The 14,633-nt window shown below is 61.8% G+C and carries 13 protein-coding genes; 2 read left to right on the top strand and 11 right to left on the bottom strand.

Annotation, left to right across the window (positions count from 1 at the left end; translation table 11 throughout):
- Window positions 1-160 precede the first annotated feature (160 nt).
- The gene (locus tag CJU81_RS09220; RefSeq protein ID WP_095036342.1) at window positions 161-1,210 is read left to right on the top strand and encodes a patatin-like phospholipase family protein; all 1,050 of its coding nucleotides are present in this window, start codon (window positions 161-163) and stop codon (window positions 1,208-1,210) included.
- On the opposite strand, the gene CJU81_RS09215 is transcribed toward CJU81_RS09220, so the two are convergent.
- The 8 genes from CJU81_RS09215 to CJU81_RS09180 all read right to left on the bottom strand — a co-directional run bounded on the left by CJU81_RS09215 (window position 1,177) and on the right by CJU81_RS09180 (window position 11,152).
- Window positions 1,177-1,878 carry a response regulator gene (locus CJU81_RS09215; RefSeq protein ID WP_095036341.1) on the bottom strand — a complete coding sequence of 234 codons (702 nt, stop codon included), beginning with the start codon at window positions 1,876-1,878 and terminating at the stop codon, window positions 1,177-1,179. The two genes, CJU81_RS09220 and CJU81_RS09215, sit on opposite strands and share 34 nt — an antisense overlap.
- 36 nt (window positions 1,879-1,914) lie before the next feature.
- On the bottom strand, window positions 1,915-4,581 hold the full coding sequence (locus CJU81_RS09210) for a sensor histidine kinase (protein WP_095036340.1): 2,667 nt from the start codon (window positions 4,579-4,581) through the stop codon (window positions 1,915-1,917).
- Window positions 4,582-4,703: 122 nt separating this feature from the next.
- Window positions 4,704-5,255: a potassium-transporting ATPase subunit KdpC gene (gene kdpC / locus CJU81_RS09205; RefSeq protein WP_095036339.1), complete on the bottom strand. Its 552-nt coding sequence runs from the start codon at window positions 5,253-5,255 to the stop codon at window positions 4,704-4,706.
- 18 nt (window positions 5,256-5,273) lie between these two features.
- Window positions 5,274-7,346 carry a potassium-transporting ATPase subunit KdpB gene (kdpB, locus tag CJU81_RS09200; protein ID WP_095036338.1) on the bottom strand — a complete coding sequence of 691 codons (2,073 nt, stop codon included), beginning with the start codon at window positions 7,344-7,346 and terminating at the stop codon, window positions 5,274-5,276.
- A 10-nt stretch (window positions 7,347-7,356) separates the two neighbouring features.
- A complete protein-coding gene (kdpA, locus tag CJU81_RS09195) occupies window positions 7,357-9,051 on the bottom strand; it encodes a potassium-transporting ATPase subunit KdpA (RefSeq protein ID WP_095036337.1) in 1,695 nt (564 codons plus the stop codon).
- A gap of 8 nt (window positions 9,052-9,059) precedes the next feature.
- On the bottom strand, window positions 9,060-9,149 hold the full coding sequence (kdpF, locus tag CJU81_RS09190) for a K(+)-transporting ATPase subunit F (RefSeq protein ID WP_016780098.1): 90 nt from the start codon (window positions 9,147-9,149) through the stop codon (window positions 9,060-9,062).
- Between the two features lie 292 nt (window positions 9,150-9,441).
- Window positions 9,442-10,674, bottom strand: a complete 1,233-nt coding sequence (locus CJU81_RS09185; protein WP_095036336.1) for a hypothetical protein — start codon at window positions 10,672-10,674, stop codon at window positions 9,442-9,444.
- 28 nt (window positions 10,675-10,702) lie between these two features.
- The gene (locus CJU81_RS09180; RefSeq protein WP_095028460.1) at window positions 10,703-11,152 is read right to left on the bottom strand and encodes a YcgN family cysteine cluster protein; all 450 of its coding nucleotides are present in this window, start codon (window positions 11,150-11,152) and stop codon (window positions 10,703-10,705) included.
- A gap of 155 nt (window positions 11,153-11,307) precedes the next feature.
- Here CJU81_RS09180 and CJU81_RS09175 point away from each other — a divergent pair, with 155 nt between their 5' ends.
- Window positions 11,308-11,901, top strand: coding sequence for a nitroreductase family protein (locus CJU81_RS09175; RefSeq protein WP_095036335.1), 594 nt, complete (start codon window positions 11,308-11,310; stop codon window positions 11,899-11,901).
- Window positions 11,902-11,993: 92 nt separating this feature from the next.
- Here the strand turns inward: CJU81_RS09175 and CJU81_RS09170 are convergent, their stop codons facing one another.
- The 3 genes from CJU81_RS09170 to rnd all read right to left on the bottom strand — a co-directional run bounded on the left by CJU81_RS09170 (window position 11,994) and on the right by rnd (window position 14,476).
- Window positions 11,994-12,926, bottom strand: a complete 933-nt coding sequence (locus CJU81_RS09170; RefSeq protein ID WP_095036334.1) for a D-2-hydroxyacid dehydrogenase — start codon at window positions 12,924-12,926, stop codon at window positions 11,994-11,996.
- 126 nt (window positions 12,927-13,052) lie between these two features.
- A complete protein-coding gene (locus CJU81_RS09165) occupies window positions 13,053-13,346 on the bottom strand; it encodes a YcgL domain-containing protein (protein WP_016780093.1) in 294 nt (97 codons plus the stop codon).
- On the bottom strand, window positions 13,343-14,476 hold the full coding sequence (gene rnd, locus CJU81_RS09160; RefSeq protein ID WP_095036333.1) for a ribonuclease D: 1,134 nt from the start codon (window positions 14,474-14,476) through the stop codon (window positions 13,343-13,345). The genes CJU81_RS09165 and rnd overlap by 4 nt, the downstream gene beginning before the upstream one ends.
- Window positions 14,477-14,633 lie beyond the last annotated feature (157 nt).

Below are 14,633 nucleotides of genomic sequence, written 5' to 3'. Positions count from 1 at the left end.
CAGACGGGCAACCGGCCTAAAAGTGCCACAACGCAAAAATCAAAAACATGCGGGTGCCAACAAGCACTAGCCTAGCTGGTAGATGCGCATTCATGCCAAAAGCTGTTACTCAGGGTCACAAAAAGGCATTGTGAGTGACTGTCAGGCGAAGGTGGGGCTCATGAAAAAACGTATTGCATTGGTATTGGGCTCCGGTGGCGCCCGGGGCTATGCCCACATTGGCGTGATTGAAGAGCTGGAAAGCCGTGGCTATGACATTGCCTGTATCGCCGGTTGCTCGATGGGCGCGGTGGTGGGCGGGATTTACGCCGCCGGCAAGCTGGACGTGTACCGTGACTGGATTCAAAGCCTGGACTACCTCGATGTGCTGCGCCTGGTGGATGTGAGCTTTCGGTTGGGGGCAATTCGCGGCGAAAAAGTCTTTGGCCAGATCCGCAATATCGTCGGCGAAATCAACATCGAAGACCTGCGCATCCCCTACACGGCAGTCGCCACCGACCTGACCCACCAGCAGGAAATCTGGTTCCAGGAAGGCTGTCTGCATCAAGCCATGCGCGCTTCGGCAGCGATTCCCAGCCTGTTTACCCCGGTGATGCAGGGTAACCGCATGCTGGTGGACGGCAGCCTGCTCAACCCGCTGCCCATCGTGCCAGTGGTGTCCAGCCATTGCGACCTGATCATTGCCGTCAACCTCAACTCGACCCATCAAAGTCACTACCAGTTGCCGGTGATCCAGCGTCCGGCGGCCTTCAAGGGGCGCTTTGACAACCTGATGAGTTCACTGGGCTCGCGCATGCCGTTTCGCACCCGGCACGCCGAGCAGTTACTCAATCTGGAACAGGAAATGCTCAAGCCCCTGACCGAACCGCTGACGGAGCCCCCCGCCAATCCCTGGCTTGATCCCGCGCACACTGCCCGCCCGGCGGCGCAGGAAGGCTCGCCCAAATCGGCCACTGGCTCGGTGATCATCGACAACGTCGGCCCGGCCTCGCTGCTGGACTTGATCAACCAGAGTTTCGAGGTGATGCAGACTTCGCTGGCGCAATACAAGATTGCCGGTTACCCGCCAGATATTCTGATCAACGTGCCCAAGCGGGTCTGCCGGTTTTTCGAGTTCTACAAAGCCCAGGAACTGATCGCCCTGGGCCGCATGATTGCCAAGGACACCCTGGACCGTTACGAAAAGGATGAAGCGTCCAACAACCGGTAGCCGACCCCGGCCTCGGTCGCGATAAACCGCGGCCGGGTCGGGTCATCCGACAGCTTCTGGCGCAAGTGGCCGACAACAATACGCAGGTAATGGCTGTTTTCGACATGGCTCGGGCCCCAGATATCCTTGAGCAATTGCTGCTGGGTAATGACCCGCCCCGGATGACGCGCCAAGAGCGCCAGCACGGCATATTCCTTACGGGTCAGCGCCACTTCGACACCCTCGAGCAGCACCCGGCGAAACCCCAGGTCGATGGTCAAGGGGCCTAGCTCAAGCGCTGATTCTTGCCCTCCTTGCGCAGGTGCCTGACGCAGCAAGGCCCTGATTCGCGCCAAAAACTCCTGAATACCAAAGGGTTTGGTCACGTAATCGTTGGCCCCACCGTCCAGTGCCTGGACTTTTTGCGCTTCACTGGCGCGCACTGAAAGCACCAGTACCGGCGCGTTGGACCATTCGCGAAACTCGCGCAGTACCTGTTGGCCGTCCATGTCCGGCAAGCCCAGGTCGAGCACCAGCACATCGGGTCGCCCGAGCGCTGCCTGGCTCAGGCCGTCGGCACCGGTCGGCGCCTCCAGCACGGTGTAACCCTGGGACACCAGGCTGATACGCAGGAATTTGCGGATCTGCGGTTCGTCGTCGATGACCAAAATGGTCGCGCTCTGGCTCATGGCTGGTTATCGCAGTAGAGGGATGGCCAAAGAGTATCAGTCTTCACCTTCCGGTCCTTCATTCTCGGGGCCCGGTTGAAGGCTCAACGGCAAATACAGGGTAATGCACGTACCCTGGCCGCCAATGCCCTCGCCGACGCTGATCCGCCCGCCGTGGGCCCCCACCATGCCCTGGCAGATGGCGAGCCCCAGCCCCGTGCCCTGGCCGCCGCGATCGCCCCGCGCCGCGGTGTAGAACATATCGAAAATCTTCGCCCGGTCCTCCTCGGGAATCCCCGGGCCCTGGTCACTCACGGCGAACCACAATTCGCTGCCGTCCGCGCCTGCACTCAATTGCAGCAGGCCATGGGGCGGTGAAAAGCGCGCCGCGTTTTCCAGCACATTGACCAGCGCCTGCTCGATCAGTGCGCCATGCACGTGCAACAGCGGCAATTGCGCCGGTACATCCACCTGCACCTGCAAGGGCGCCAGCACCGCACGCAAGCGGTTCAAAGCACTGCCGGCAATGTCGGCAGGCGAAACCCAGTCGCGTGCCAGCTTGAGCGCGCCGTGGCCCAGGCGAGTCATGTCCAGCAGGTTCTGGATATAGCGGTCCAGCCGCTCGGCCTCATCGCGGGTGCCTTCAAGCAACTCGCGCCGGTCGCTCAACGGGATCGCCTCGCCCAAGGCCAGCAGGGTGTCGATACTGCCGCGCATGCTGGTCAGCGGCGTACGCAGGTCATGGGACACCGACGCCAGCAGCGCGCTGCGCAATTGCTCGGTTTCGCCATGCAGGCGGGCCGCTTCCAGGTCCTGGGCCAAGCGCGCACGGGCCAGCGCCTGGGCCAGGGGTTGGCTGAGGGCCATCAGCAATCTGCGGCGCTGCCCCCCCAACAAATGTCCCTGTTTGGGGCACACACCGAGCAAGGCCAATGGCCCCTCCTCGGCGCTGATCGGCCACCACCACCAACGCCCCATCGGCAAGGTACCGGTGCCCTTGCCCGCAGGCTGGTCGTGGGCCCAGGCCCAGTCCGCAGCGGCGCGCTCGGCCTCGGAGAGCTGTAATGGCCCGCCGGTTTCAACGTCCCAGCCACCATTGCCATCGCGATTGAGCAGGCACACCTCCAGTTCTTTCCAGCCGCTCAAATGCTGCCCGGCAGCATTGACCACGGCCTTGCGGTCGGTGGCGGCGGTCAGCTTGCGCGACAGGTCGAGCAGTTCGGTGGTTTCGTGCTGGGTGTCGCGCAAGGCCTGCAACTGTCGGCGCTGGCGGGCCGCGAGGTTGCCGGTCAATGCCGCCATGAGCAAAAAGAACACCAGGGTCAGGACATCTTCTTCGCGCTGGATGCTGAAGGAGAAATTGGGCGGGATAAACAAAAAGTCATAGGCCAGAAATGACAGCGCCGCACACGCCAGCGACGGTCCCAGACTGCTGCGCACGGCCACCAGCAACACGGCGGCGAGGAACACCAGGGAAATGTTCGGCAGCGCCAGCACGCTGGACACCCCCCACGCCAGCGCACTGGCCAGTACCGTGGCAATCAGCGCCAGGCCGTAGTCGAACCACACCAGCGAATGTTCACTGCGGCTGACGGTGGGCATCGGCGATTGCTCATTGTCGAGCACGTTGATTTCCAGGCCATGAGCGTCGCGCAGCAATCGCGCCGCCAGCCCGCCGCCAAACAGGCGACGGCGCCAGGTCAACCGCGACTGGCCGACCAGCAGCAAGCTGGCCCGGCGTTCGCTGGCGTGCTGGATCAGGGTTTTGGCCACTTCCGCGGCACGCAGCAACACCACCTCGCCGCCAAGGCGCTCGGCCAGTTGCTGGGCGCTTTGCAGGCGCAGGCGTGATTGCTCGTCGCGCACCCGACCGTTGTCCACATGCACCAGGCTCCAGGGCAGATGCCGACGCTCCGCAACCCGGCTGGCATGACGCACCAGGCGCTCGGCATGGGTATCGCCGTCGATCCCCACCAGCAAACGCCCACGCAGCGCCGGGGCCGATTGCCCCTGCTGGCGGTAACCCTTGTCCAGTTCATCGTCGACATACACCGCAGCCGTCTGCATCGCCAGTTCGCGCAGGGCATTGAGGTTGGTCTGGCTGAAAAACGCATCGATCGCCGCCCGCGCCTGCTCCGGCACATACACCTTGCCCTCGCGCAGACGCTCCAGCAATTCACGGGGCGGCAGGTCGATCAACAGCAGTTCGTAGGCTTCCTGCACCACCCAGTCGGGCACGGTTTCGCGCACTTGCACGCCGGTGATGCCACGCACCTGGTCGTTCAGACTTTCCAGATGCTGGACGTTGACCGTGGTGTAGACATCGATCCCGGCCGCAAGCAGCTCCTGCACATCCTGCCAGCGCTTGGCATGACGGCTGCCGGGGGCGTTACTGTGGGCCAGTTCATCGACCAGCACCAGCTTGGGCCTGGCGGCGAGCAGGCCATCGAGGTCCATTTCCTCAAGCTGCACACCGCGATATTCCGAGCGCAGCATCGGTTGCTGAAGCAAGCCGTTGAGCAAGGCTTCAGTTTCGGCCCTGCCGTGGGTTTCGACCACCCCGGCCAGTACTTCGACACCCTGGCGCAGTTGAGTGTGGGCAGCCTGCAGCATCGCGTAGGTTTTGCCCACGCCGGGTGCCGCACCGAGAAACACTTTGAGCCGTCCACGGCCTGCGCGAGGTAGATCGGCTAGCAGCGCATCGGCGCGGGCGGAATGAGTCATGGGGTGTCCCTGTGTCAGTACGACCTGTGGGAGCGGGCTTGCTCGCGATGCAAGCGATGCGGTCCGTCAGATAAACCGCAGTGCTGCCATCGCGAGCAAGCCTGCTCCCACACATGGTGGTGTCAGTTATTGAGCTGCGCCAACGCCCGGTTCAACAGCAACACGTTAACCACCGGCGGCCCCACCAACGGCTGTTCGATATGCTCCGCCACCAGTTGCTCAACAGCCTGTACCGGCAAGCTGCGAGCGGCAGCGACACGGGCTAGTTGATAGCGTATTGCCTCTGGTGGCAAGTGCGGGTCGAGCCCGCTGCCCGAAGTGGTCAGCAGCGCCAGGGGGACTGGCCCCTGGCCCGGCACGGCAAGTTGGGCGGCACTGTCCTTGACCCGTGTCGCCAGCGCCGGGTTGCTCGGTGCCAGGTTGCTGGCCGAACTGGCCACGGTGGCAAACGCACCCGCCGATGGCCGCGGATGGAACCAGCCGTCACCGCTGAAATCCTGCGCAATCAATGCCGACCCCAGCACCTTGCCGGTATTGTCACGCACCAGGCTGCCATTGGCCTGTTCCGGGAAGGCCAGTTGGGCAATGCCGGTAACGGTCAGCGGGTAGATCACGCCGGTGATTGCGGTCATCAACAGCATCAGGCTCAGGGCCGGACGTAAAAAAGTAGTCATGGTGTAACCCTCCAATGCTTAAACCAGATGCAACGCCGTCAGCAGCATGTCGATCAGCTTGATGCCCACAAACGGCACCACCAGCCCGCCTACGCCGTAAATCAGCAGATTGCGGCGCAACAGGTGTGCCGCACTGGCCGCCTGCACCCTTACGCCACGCAGCGCCAGCGGGATCAGCACCACGATGATCAGTGCGTTGAACACAATGGCTGACAAAATGGCACTTTGCGGGCTCTGCAGGCCCATCACGTTGAGCACGCCCAGCTGCGGGTAGATCGAGGCAAACAGCGCCGGCAGGATCGCGAAGTACTTGGCCACGTCGTTGGCGATCGAGAACGTGGTCAATGCGCCACGGGTCACCAGCAACTCCTTGCCGATCTGCACCACATCCAGCAATTTGGTGGGGTCGCTGTCCAGATCGACCATGTTCGCTGCCTCACGAGCAGCCTGGGTGCCATCGTTCATGGCCATGCCCACATCGGCCTGGGCCAGTGCCGGGGCGTCGTTGGCGCCGTCACCGCACATGGCCACCAAACGCCCGTCATTTTGCTCATGGCGTATGCGCGCCAGTTTTTTCTCCGGCGTGGCCTCGGCCAGCACGTCGTCCACCCCGGCTTCAGCGGCAATCGCGGCGGCGGTCAACGGGTTATCGCCCGTCACCATCACGGTGCGGATGCCGAGCTTGCGCAGCTCGGCAAAACGCTCGCGAATACCCGGCTTGACCACGTCCTTGAGGTGGATGGCGCCCAGCAGCTTGCCCTGGGCACACACCAGCAAAGGAGTGCCGCCGCTCTGGGCGATCTTGTCGATTTCCCGGGACAGGGCCGGCAACAGTTCGCCGCGTTTGAGGCCGATAAAGGCCAGCACAGAATCCACGGCCCCTTTGCGGTACACCCGGCCGTTGTAGTCGATACCCGACAGGCGGGTTTCAGCGGTAAACGGCACGGCCGTGAAGTCTGACACTGGCAACTCGGGCAGGCTGTGCTGGCCCCGAATAAACTCCACGATGGACTTGCCCTCTGCCGTCTCGTCCGCCAGCGAGGCGCGTAATGCACCCTCTGCCAGCTCTTTGGCCGTCACGCCGGGGGCGGCATACAGTGCCGTGCAGCGGCGGTTACCGAAGGTGATGGTGCCGGTCTTGTCGAGCATCAGCACATGCACGTCACCCGCGGCTTCAACCGCCCGCCCCGACTTGGCAATCACGTTGAGACGCACCAGGCGGTCCATGCCGGCAATGCCGATGGCCGACAGCAAGCCGCCGATGGTGGTCGGAATCAGCGTCACCAGCAGGGCCACCAGAAACACCAGGGGCAAGCTGCCACCGGCAAAGTAAGCGAACGGTTGCAAGGTCACGACCACGATCAGGAAGATCAGGGTCAGGCCGATCAGCAGAATATCCAGAGCGATCTCGTTAGGGGTTTTCTGCCGTTTGGCGCCTTCGACCAGCGCGATCATCCGATCCAGGGTGGACTCGCCAGGGTTGGCGCTGATTTGCACCAGCAACCAGTCACTGACCAGCCGCGTATTGCCGGTCACCGCCGAGCGATCACCGCCAGATTCACGGATCACCGGCGCCGATTCGCCGGTAATCGCCGCTTCGTTGACCGCGGCAATCCCTTCAATCACCTCGCCGTCGCCGGGGATCATCTCCCCCGCTTCGACGCGCACCACATCACCTTTGCGCAAGCGGGTCGCCGGGACGATTTCAAAGCCGCCTGTGGCCGTGCGCCGACGCGCACTCAAGCCCACGCTGCCAGCTTTGAGGCTATCGGCGCGGGCCTTGCCGCGACCTTCGGCCAGGGCTTCGGCAAAGTTGGCGAACAGCACGGTAAACCACAACCACAGGGCGATTTGCACCGCCACCCCGGTGGGCACCGCAGGCTCGGGGATAAAGCACAGCACCGTGGTGAAGATCGCCGTCAGCTCGACCACCAGCATCACCGGCGAGCGTTTCAACTGACGCGGGTCGAGTTTGACGAACGCTTGCAACAGCGCCTGGCGCCAGATATCGGCGAAGGACGTTTTCGGCGACTCGGGGGCCTTGGTTTCAGGTGTTGGCGTCAACTTTGAAACAGGAGCAGGCATAGTCATCATCGTCTCCTTAGAAGCCCAGGGTCAGGTGTTCAGCGATTGGGCCAAGGGCCAATGTCGGCAGGAAGGTCAAGCCACCCACCAGCAAAATGGTCACGGTCAGCAGTGCAACAAAGAGCGGGCCGTGGGTTGGAAAACTGTTCTGGCCAATGGGTGCGGACTTCTTCAGCGCGAGGCTGCCAGCCAGTGCCAGCACCGGCAGGATGTAACCGAAGCGCCCGATCAACATGCCCAGTCCCAGCATCAGGTTGTAAAACGGTGTGTTGGCATTCAGCCCGGCAAATGCCGACCCGTTGTTGGCACTGGCCGATGTAAAGGCGTACAGCACCTGACTGAAACCGTGGGGCCCGGGGTTGCTGACCGAGGCCACGGCACTAGGCAGTACGGCAGCAATTGAACCCAGTACCAGCACGCCCACCGGCATCACCAGCAAGGTCACCACCAGCAACTGGACTTCCCTGGCCTGCAATTTTTTACCGAGGTATTCAGGGGTGCGACCGATCATCAGGCCGGCGAGAAATACCGCGATCAACACGTTGAGCAACATGCCGTAGAGCCCGGCACCGACACCGCCGAAGATCACTTCGCCGACCATCATGTTGACCAGCGCCACCATCCCGGTCAGCGGGTTGAGGCTATCGTGCATAGCGTTGACCGAGCCGTTGGAGGCCGAGGTCGTGGTTTCGGTCCACAGCACACTGCCGGTGGTGCCGAAGCGTGCTTCCTTGCCTTCCAGCGGTGCGCTCTGTTCGACCAGCGGGCTGTTGAGTGCCGGGTTCGGCTGGTACTCGGCATACAGCGCCGTGCCGCCGCCGATCAGGAACAAGGCCAGCATGCAGGCGATGATTGCGCGGCTCTGACGCAGGTCTTTGACGTAATGGCCGAATGTGAATACCAGCGCCACCGGGATCAGGATGATCGAGGCCAGCTCGAACAGGTTGCTCCAGGCACTCGGGTTCTCAAACGGGTGCGCCGAGTTCACGCCGAAAAAGCCGCCGCCGTTGGTGCCCAGTTGCTTGATCGCAATCTGGCTGGCAGCCGGGCCCAGCGGGATCACTTGATCTGCTCCCTGCAGGGTGACGGCATTGACGTAATGGGCGAAGGTTTGCGGCACGCCCTGCCAGACCAGGAACAACGCCAGCACCAGGCACAGCGGCAGCAAGCCGTAGAGCGTGGCCCGGGTCATGTCGACCCAGAAGTTGCCCAGCGTGTGCGCCGAGCGGCGGCTGATGCCACGGCATAAGGCGACCAGCACAGCCAGGCCGGTGGCGGCGCTGACAAAATTCTGCACGGTCAGCCCGGCCATCTGGCTGAAGTAGCTCAGGCTGGCTTCACCGCTGTAGCTCTGCCAGTTGGTGTTGGTGACAAAACTCACCGCGGTATTGAAGGCCTGCGTCCACTCCTGCCCCGGCAACTGCTGGGGGTTGAGTGGCAGGTACTGCTGCAACAGCAAAATGGCGAACAACAGCACAAAGCCCACCAGATTGAAGACCAGCAGGGCCAGGGTGTACTTCTGCCAGCTTTGCTCGGTGGCCGGGTCGACCCCGGCGATGCGATAGCAGACCTTTTCGACGGGCCCCAGAACCGGGCTCAGCCAAGTGCGCTGGCCCTCCATCACCTTGTAGTAAAAACGCCCCAGCCAGGGTGCGGGCAACAGCACCAGGGCAAAAAAAGCGAGGATCAGCCCATAGTCATAACTGTGCATACCCGCTCCTAGTTCCGATCTGCGCGCAACAGCGCAACCAGCAGATAAACGAACAGCGCCACTGCCAGCAGCAGCGACACCCCATCCAGAATACCCATGACAACTCTCCCCAGGCGGCACCTGCCGCGTATGGCATGAGTGTGAGCAAACAGGTCGTAAAGGATCGAGATCGAGAGGGATGCGGGGGCGTAAAGAAGGCGTAAAAAAACACGAACATATCCGTAGCAGCAGCTGCCGAAGGAACGAGGCTGCGTCCGAGCGCGAAGCGGTCGTAAACCCGGTAGTCACGGCGCATCTGATACACCGGGCTGAATGGTTTACGACGGCTTCGCCGCCGAACGCAGCCTCGTTCCTTCGGCAGCTGCTGCTACGGATGGGGGGTGGAGGGGGTCAGCGCAACAGCGGGCTGTCCAGTACTTCGGAGGCGCCGCCCAGCACGCTTTCACTGAGCTGGATAAAGCTCGCGGTATTGACCTTGTCCATGCGCATCAGCGCCTGGCTGACATCATCCAGCGAGCGCTTACTGTGGGTCTGCAAACGGATTTCACGGTCCAGCGCCTGCAACAGCGTGACTGCCCGCGCAACCATTGCCGCGTTGGCCTGCTGGCCACGCAAGCGGGTGACATTTTTACCGGCAGCGTTGAGCCTGTGTTGCAGGGTCTGGTAACGCTCATCACTCATGCCGCCGGCGCGACGCATCAGCTCAATGGCGTAATACTCACTCAGGCCCTCGCCGATCCAGTCATGCCCTGGCTCGTCGTTGATGCCGCTGAACAACTGCACCACCTCTCGCAACAACGGGCTGGAACCGCTCTCGCTGACCAGCGGCAAACCGCTGTAGAGGTAAATCGAGTTGCGCCCCGCTACGCTGCCTTTCCACATCGGGCTGCCCGCACCGACGATCAGCAGTTTGGCCGGGTTGCGCGGGAACACCGCCTGCACCTGCGGCCAGACAAACGTCAGCAGGGTCAGCACATCCATACGGTGCATGCCCTGCCCCTTCGGCGCGCTCACCGTGACTTCGGTTTCGCCCAGAGTGGTACGGCGGCTGCCCAGGTTACCCGCGAGCATCCAGCCGGTGGGCCGGTCGAACAGTCGCGAGACATCGTCGATACGGAAGCGGTTTTTGCCGATGCGCGGCCAGGCGGTTTCCACGCTTTTCCAGCCTGAAGGCAGTTCGAATTCAAGCCGCGACACCAGCTCGACACCATCCTGTTGATCAAGGTTGGCGGGCGGGATCAGTTGTTCTCCGCGAAACAATGCCCAATCCGTAGTGATGCGAGTGTCGAACGCGCCGTTCTTGCGCGGCTGGCTCAGGCGTACCCGGTAACTCAGGCTGGCACTGCCCGGTGCCGGACGCCAAAGGCCACGGCTATGCGCCGGGTCAGCGCTCAGTTGCCATTGCCCGTCGGCCTTGAAATCGCTGTAACTGCCCGGCGCGCCCAGGTCGAAATCCAGGCTGCGCACGGCAGAACCTTCGGCAAGGGTGATCCGCACCTCGGCCTGATCGCTTTTGGGCAGCAGATGTACGTGGTAGTCGAGCGCAACTTTTTGCGCCGCCCACAGCGGGCCCGCCGCCAGCATCAGCAGCAAACCCAGGGGCAATGTGTAACGCAGCGGCATATACGCTCCTTGCTAACCGCTCCGGCACTTAGCCGGCGCGGAAAATCAGATGATCTTCCCAGTCTTCTTCTGGCACGCTGCCTTCAGCAAGCATGCGCCCTGACTGTGAAATGCGTTCATGGTGCACAGCATCCGGGTCGCCGCACACCAGATGGTGCCAGAGCGGCAGATCCTTGCGCTCGCTCACCAGCCGGTAACCGCAGGTCGGCGGCAGCCACTTGAACTCTTCGGCCTTACCCGGCGACAGTTGAATACAGTCCGGGACTGAATCACGACGGTTAGGGTAGTCAGTGCACTGGCAGGTTTTCAGGTCGAGCAGTTTGCAGGCGATGCGCGTGTAGTAGACGCTGTTGTCGTCTTCATCTTCGAGCTTTTGCAAGCAGCACAACCCGCAGCCGTCGCACAGCGACTCCCATTCCTCTTGATCAAGTTGATCGAGGGTTTTGCGGATCCAGAACGGTTCAACTATTGCGGCCATGGCTCAAACATCAACATCAGGGAGTGGAAAAGGCCGCCAGTCTAGTGCCCAAGGCCCCGCGGGCCAAGGGCTTGTCGTCAGACTTGTCAGCTTGACGGCATCCCAGTAGTTTTAACCGCTGAATTGAGCCGTTACATTTACCTCAGGAAACCGCCATGCCCGCTAGCAGCCGTAAAGCCGATCACAGCATTCACGAGCAATTTACCCAGCGCTGGTCGCCCCGCGCCTTTACTGACGCAACCATCGATAAAGCCACCCTGCTGAGTTTTTTTGAAGCGGCACGCTGGGCGCCGTCGGCCTATAACGCGCAACCCTGGCGTTTTCTGTTCGCCCTGCGTGGCACCAAGGATTTTGACCGTTACCTGAGCTTGCTGGTGGAGTTCAACCAGGGTTGGGCCAAGCATGCAGCTGCGCTGGTGGTGATTGTGTCCAAGAGCACATTCGCAGCGCCGGGCACCACCGAAGAAAAACCGGCACCGACCCATGCCTTTGATACCGGCGCAGCCTGGGGCCACCTGGCCCTGCAAGCGCACTTGAGCGGCTGGCATACCCACGGCATGAGCGGGCTGGATTTTGAGCGCGCGCGCCAGGAGCTGAAAATCCCTGAGGGCTACCAGGTTCAGGCGATGGTTGCGATCGGCAAGATCGGTGACAAGTCGAGCCTGGTGGATTACCTGCAAGCCAAGGAAGTGCCAAGCCAGCGCGAACCGCTGAGCAAGTTGGTGGCTGAAGGCGATTTCAGCCTGTAAATGCATCTCTTGGTGCAAACCCTGTAGTCGCTGCCGCAGGCTGCGAGCTTTTCAACATCAACAGCTCGCAGCCTGCGGCAGCGACTACCGGTTCAGTAACCGCGGTCGAAATCCACTTCGCCACGCAATGGCTCACCCGCCTGATAGGCCCGCAGGTTATCGACAAACAGCTGCGCCATCATCGGTGGCGAGGTCGGCGCCGAGCTGTGACCGGTCAGCAGCAAGCCCCAGGCCGTCCAGAACGGATGCTTGGACGGCAGTGGTTCCTGACGGCAGACGTCAATCACCGCCCCCGCCAGATGCCCCACGCGCAAAGCCTCGACCAGATCGGCATCAACCACGGCCACACCGCGCCCGGCGTTGATAAACAGCCCATTGGGGTTGAACTGTGCAAACAGCTCTGCATCGTACACATCGTGGGTGTCCGCAGTATTGGGCAACAGATTGATCACGTAATCCACCTGCCCCACCATGCGCGGCAAGTCGCTCAGCACACCCACTTCCTTGAACGGTGCCAACTCGCGAGCGGTTGTGGCGATGGCATACAACTCAACGCCAAAAGGCAGCAGAAACTGCGCCACGGTCTGACCAATATCCCCGGCCCCGACGATCAGTACCTTGCGCCCAACCAGGCTCTGGCCCATGCGGTTGTCCCATTTGCGCTCGACCTGGCTGACCAGCCTGGCCATGACTTCACGTTCGTGGCCGAGCATGTAGGTCAAAACGTATTCGGCCATTACCTGGCCAAAAATACCCACCGCGCGGGTCAGCCGATAGTCACGATTGAGCCCCTCGGCCAACAACGGCGTGATGCCTGCCCAGGTCGACTGCAACCACGCAGGCTTGTGGCCCTGGCGCATCAGGGTCGCCAGCAGGTCCGGCTGGCCCAGCCATACCGGGCACTCGCCCGCCATGCGCGACAATTCCTCGGAATCACCGCTGGACTGCACCTCAAGATCCGGGGCCATACGTTGCAGCAATTGGGTGTACAGCGGGTAATCGTGCTCGGCAATCAGGACGCGCATGTTTCTAACCTTTCCAAAACACTGCCAGCGCCCGTCGCCGAGGTTTGCCCCGTCGCGTTCGGCCAGCGCCAATCAAAATGAGTCCGTTTCAGACAGGCGCCCGGAACCGGGCACCTGGCACCGCACTTACATCGGGTCGTTGCGACGCAGCAGCTCTTCGGGCAAGTGCTCGATGTACTCGTCTTCGGCCGGCGGCATTTGCAGGTGATAGCCTTGGGTCTCCAGGTTTTCCAGCACCTTGGTGATGTCTTCACGCGACAGCTTGCGCTCCGGCGTCAACACCAGGTCAAAGGCATGGATCGCCTTGCCGAACGCCAGCATCAGGGTTTCCGGTACGCGCTCCAGGGCATCGGCCTTGAGTACATACAGGTACATTTCGTTGCGTTTAGTGCTGCGGTAGATCGAACAAATACGTTTCAAGACGGTTCTCCAGCGGTGGCCAGGCAATCGAGCAAGGCCTGGCCCATCAGCTCACGGCGCCAGCCGCGCAGTGATTCCGGCAATTGGTAAGGGCCATTGGGGAAGCCGCTTTTGAGCAGGGCTTCCAGGGTTTTCTTGCGCAGCATGAGTTCCGGCGCAATGTTCAAACGCTCGGCCTCGGCCTGGCCGATGGCACGCAGGCGCTTGACCAGCAATGCAGCCTCGACCGGTAGTGGCTCGGGCACGGCAGGCGGCCATTGTTCTGGCGGTAGACTGCCAGCACGCTTGATCAGATCAAGCAAGAACTCACCATCCTGACGCACGGTACGCGGGTGCATGTCTTCAATGCGTGCCAGTGCTACCAGGTTGTCAGGCTGGGTTTTGGCCAGAGGCCACAACGCATGTTCGCGGATTACGCGGTTACGCGGTAGATCACGGGCACGGGCCTGGTGCTCGCGCCAGGCGCAGATTTCACGCAGTACCGCCAGTTGCGCCCGGGACAGTTTCCAGGCGAGCTTGGCTTCGCGGTACACCTCGTAGGGGTCCGTTTCGCGGCGCAGGTTGGCAACCAGCTCGGCGCCATCTTCCAGCACCCAGTTGTACTTGTCGGCCGACAGGCGCGGGTGCAGTAACTTGTAGACTTCTGCCAGGTGCACGGCATCTTCGGCGGCGTAGCTGATCTGGGTTTCCGACAGCGGGCGTTGCAACCAGTCAGAACGGGTCTCGCCCTTGGGCAGGTCGATGTCCAGCACTTCCTTGACCAGGCGCGAGTAGCCCATGGAGAAGCCCAGGTTCAGGTAGGCGGCTGCCAGTTGGGTGTCAAACAGCGGCACCGGCAAGCTGCCGGTCAGGCGCAGTAAAACCTCAAGGTCTTCACTGCAGGCATGCAGCACTTTGACCACTGCCTGGTTTTCCAGCAGATCGGCCAGAGGCTGCCAGTTATCGATGGTCAACGGGTCGATCAGGTATGCCCGCGTGCCGTCGCCGATCTGGATCAGGCCGGCAATCGGGTAAAAGGTATCGACCCGCATAAATTCGGTGTCGAGGGCTACGAACGGCAATTGTTGCCATTCAGCGCAATGTTGGCCGAGGCTATCGTTGTCGCGAATCCAGTGAATATCGATGGCCACACGGCTCTCCCTTGAAGAATGGCGCGCAGTATATATCGCCGTCAGGGATTACCGGACATTGACTCATCATGTTGTGCGCGAAAAAACCTACGAAACTTCCATCTAAAACCCGCATCCCTAGAGTGATTTCCTCTATAAATTGCCTGATCCTGCGCTA

The sequence above is a fragment of the Pseudomonas fragi genome, assembly GCF_002269505.1.
GTDB classification, from domain to species: Bacteria; Pseudomonadota; Gammaproteobacteria; order Pseudomonadales; family Pseudomonadaceae; genus Aquipseudomonas; species Aquipseudomonas fragi_D.
Note: the sequence above shows the minus strand (reverse complement) of the source record. Positions and strands in the feature narration are given on the sequence as shown.

Bases quoted from the DNA above. Each gene is read 5' to 3' on its own strand.
- CJU81_RS09220 (WP_095036342.1), top strand. From the start codon at position 161: ATGAAAAAACGTATTGCATTGGTATTGGGCTCCGGTGGCGCCCGGGGC.
- CJU81_RS09215 (WP_095036341.1), bottom strand. From the start codon at position 1,878: ATGAGCCAGAGCGCGACCATTTTGGTCATCGACGACGAACCGCAGATC.
- CJU81_RS09210 (WP_095036340.1), bottom strand. From the start codon at position 4,581: ATGACTCATTCCGCCCGCGCCGATGCGCTGCTAGCCGATCTACCTCGC.
- kdpC (WP_095036339.1), bottom strand. From the start codon at position 5,255: ATGACTACTTTTTTACGTCCGGCCCTGAGCCTGATGCTGTTGATGACC.
- kdpB (WP_095036338.1), bottom strand. From the start codon at position 7,346: ATGACTATGCCTGCTCCTGTTTCAAAGTTGACGCCAACACCTGAAACC.
- kdpA (WP_095036337.1), bottom strand. From the start codon at position 9,051: ATGCACAGTTATGACTATGGGCTGATCCTCGCTTTTTTTGCCCTGGTG.
- kdpF (WP_016780098.1), bottom strand. From the start codon at position 9,149: ATGGGTATTCTGGATGGGGTGTCGCTGCTGCTGGCAGTGGCGCTGTTC.
- CJU81_RS09185 (WP_095036336.1), bottom strand. From the start codon at position 10,674: ATGCCGCTGCGTTACACATTGCCCCTGGGTTTGCTGCTGATGCTGGCG.
- CJU81_RS09180 (WP_095028460.1), bottom strand. From the start codon at position 11,152: ATGGCCGCAATAGTTGAACCGTTCTGGATCCGCAAAACCCTCGATCAA.
- CJU81_RS09175 (WP_095036335.1), top strand. From the start codon at position 11,308: ATGCCCGCTAGCAGCCGTAAAGCCGATCACAGCATTCACGAGCAATTT.
- CJU81_RS09170 (WP_095036334.1), bottom strand. From the start codon at position 12,926: ATGCGCGTCCTGATTGCCGAGCACGATTACCCGCTGTACACCCAATTG.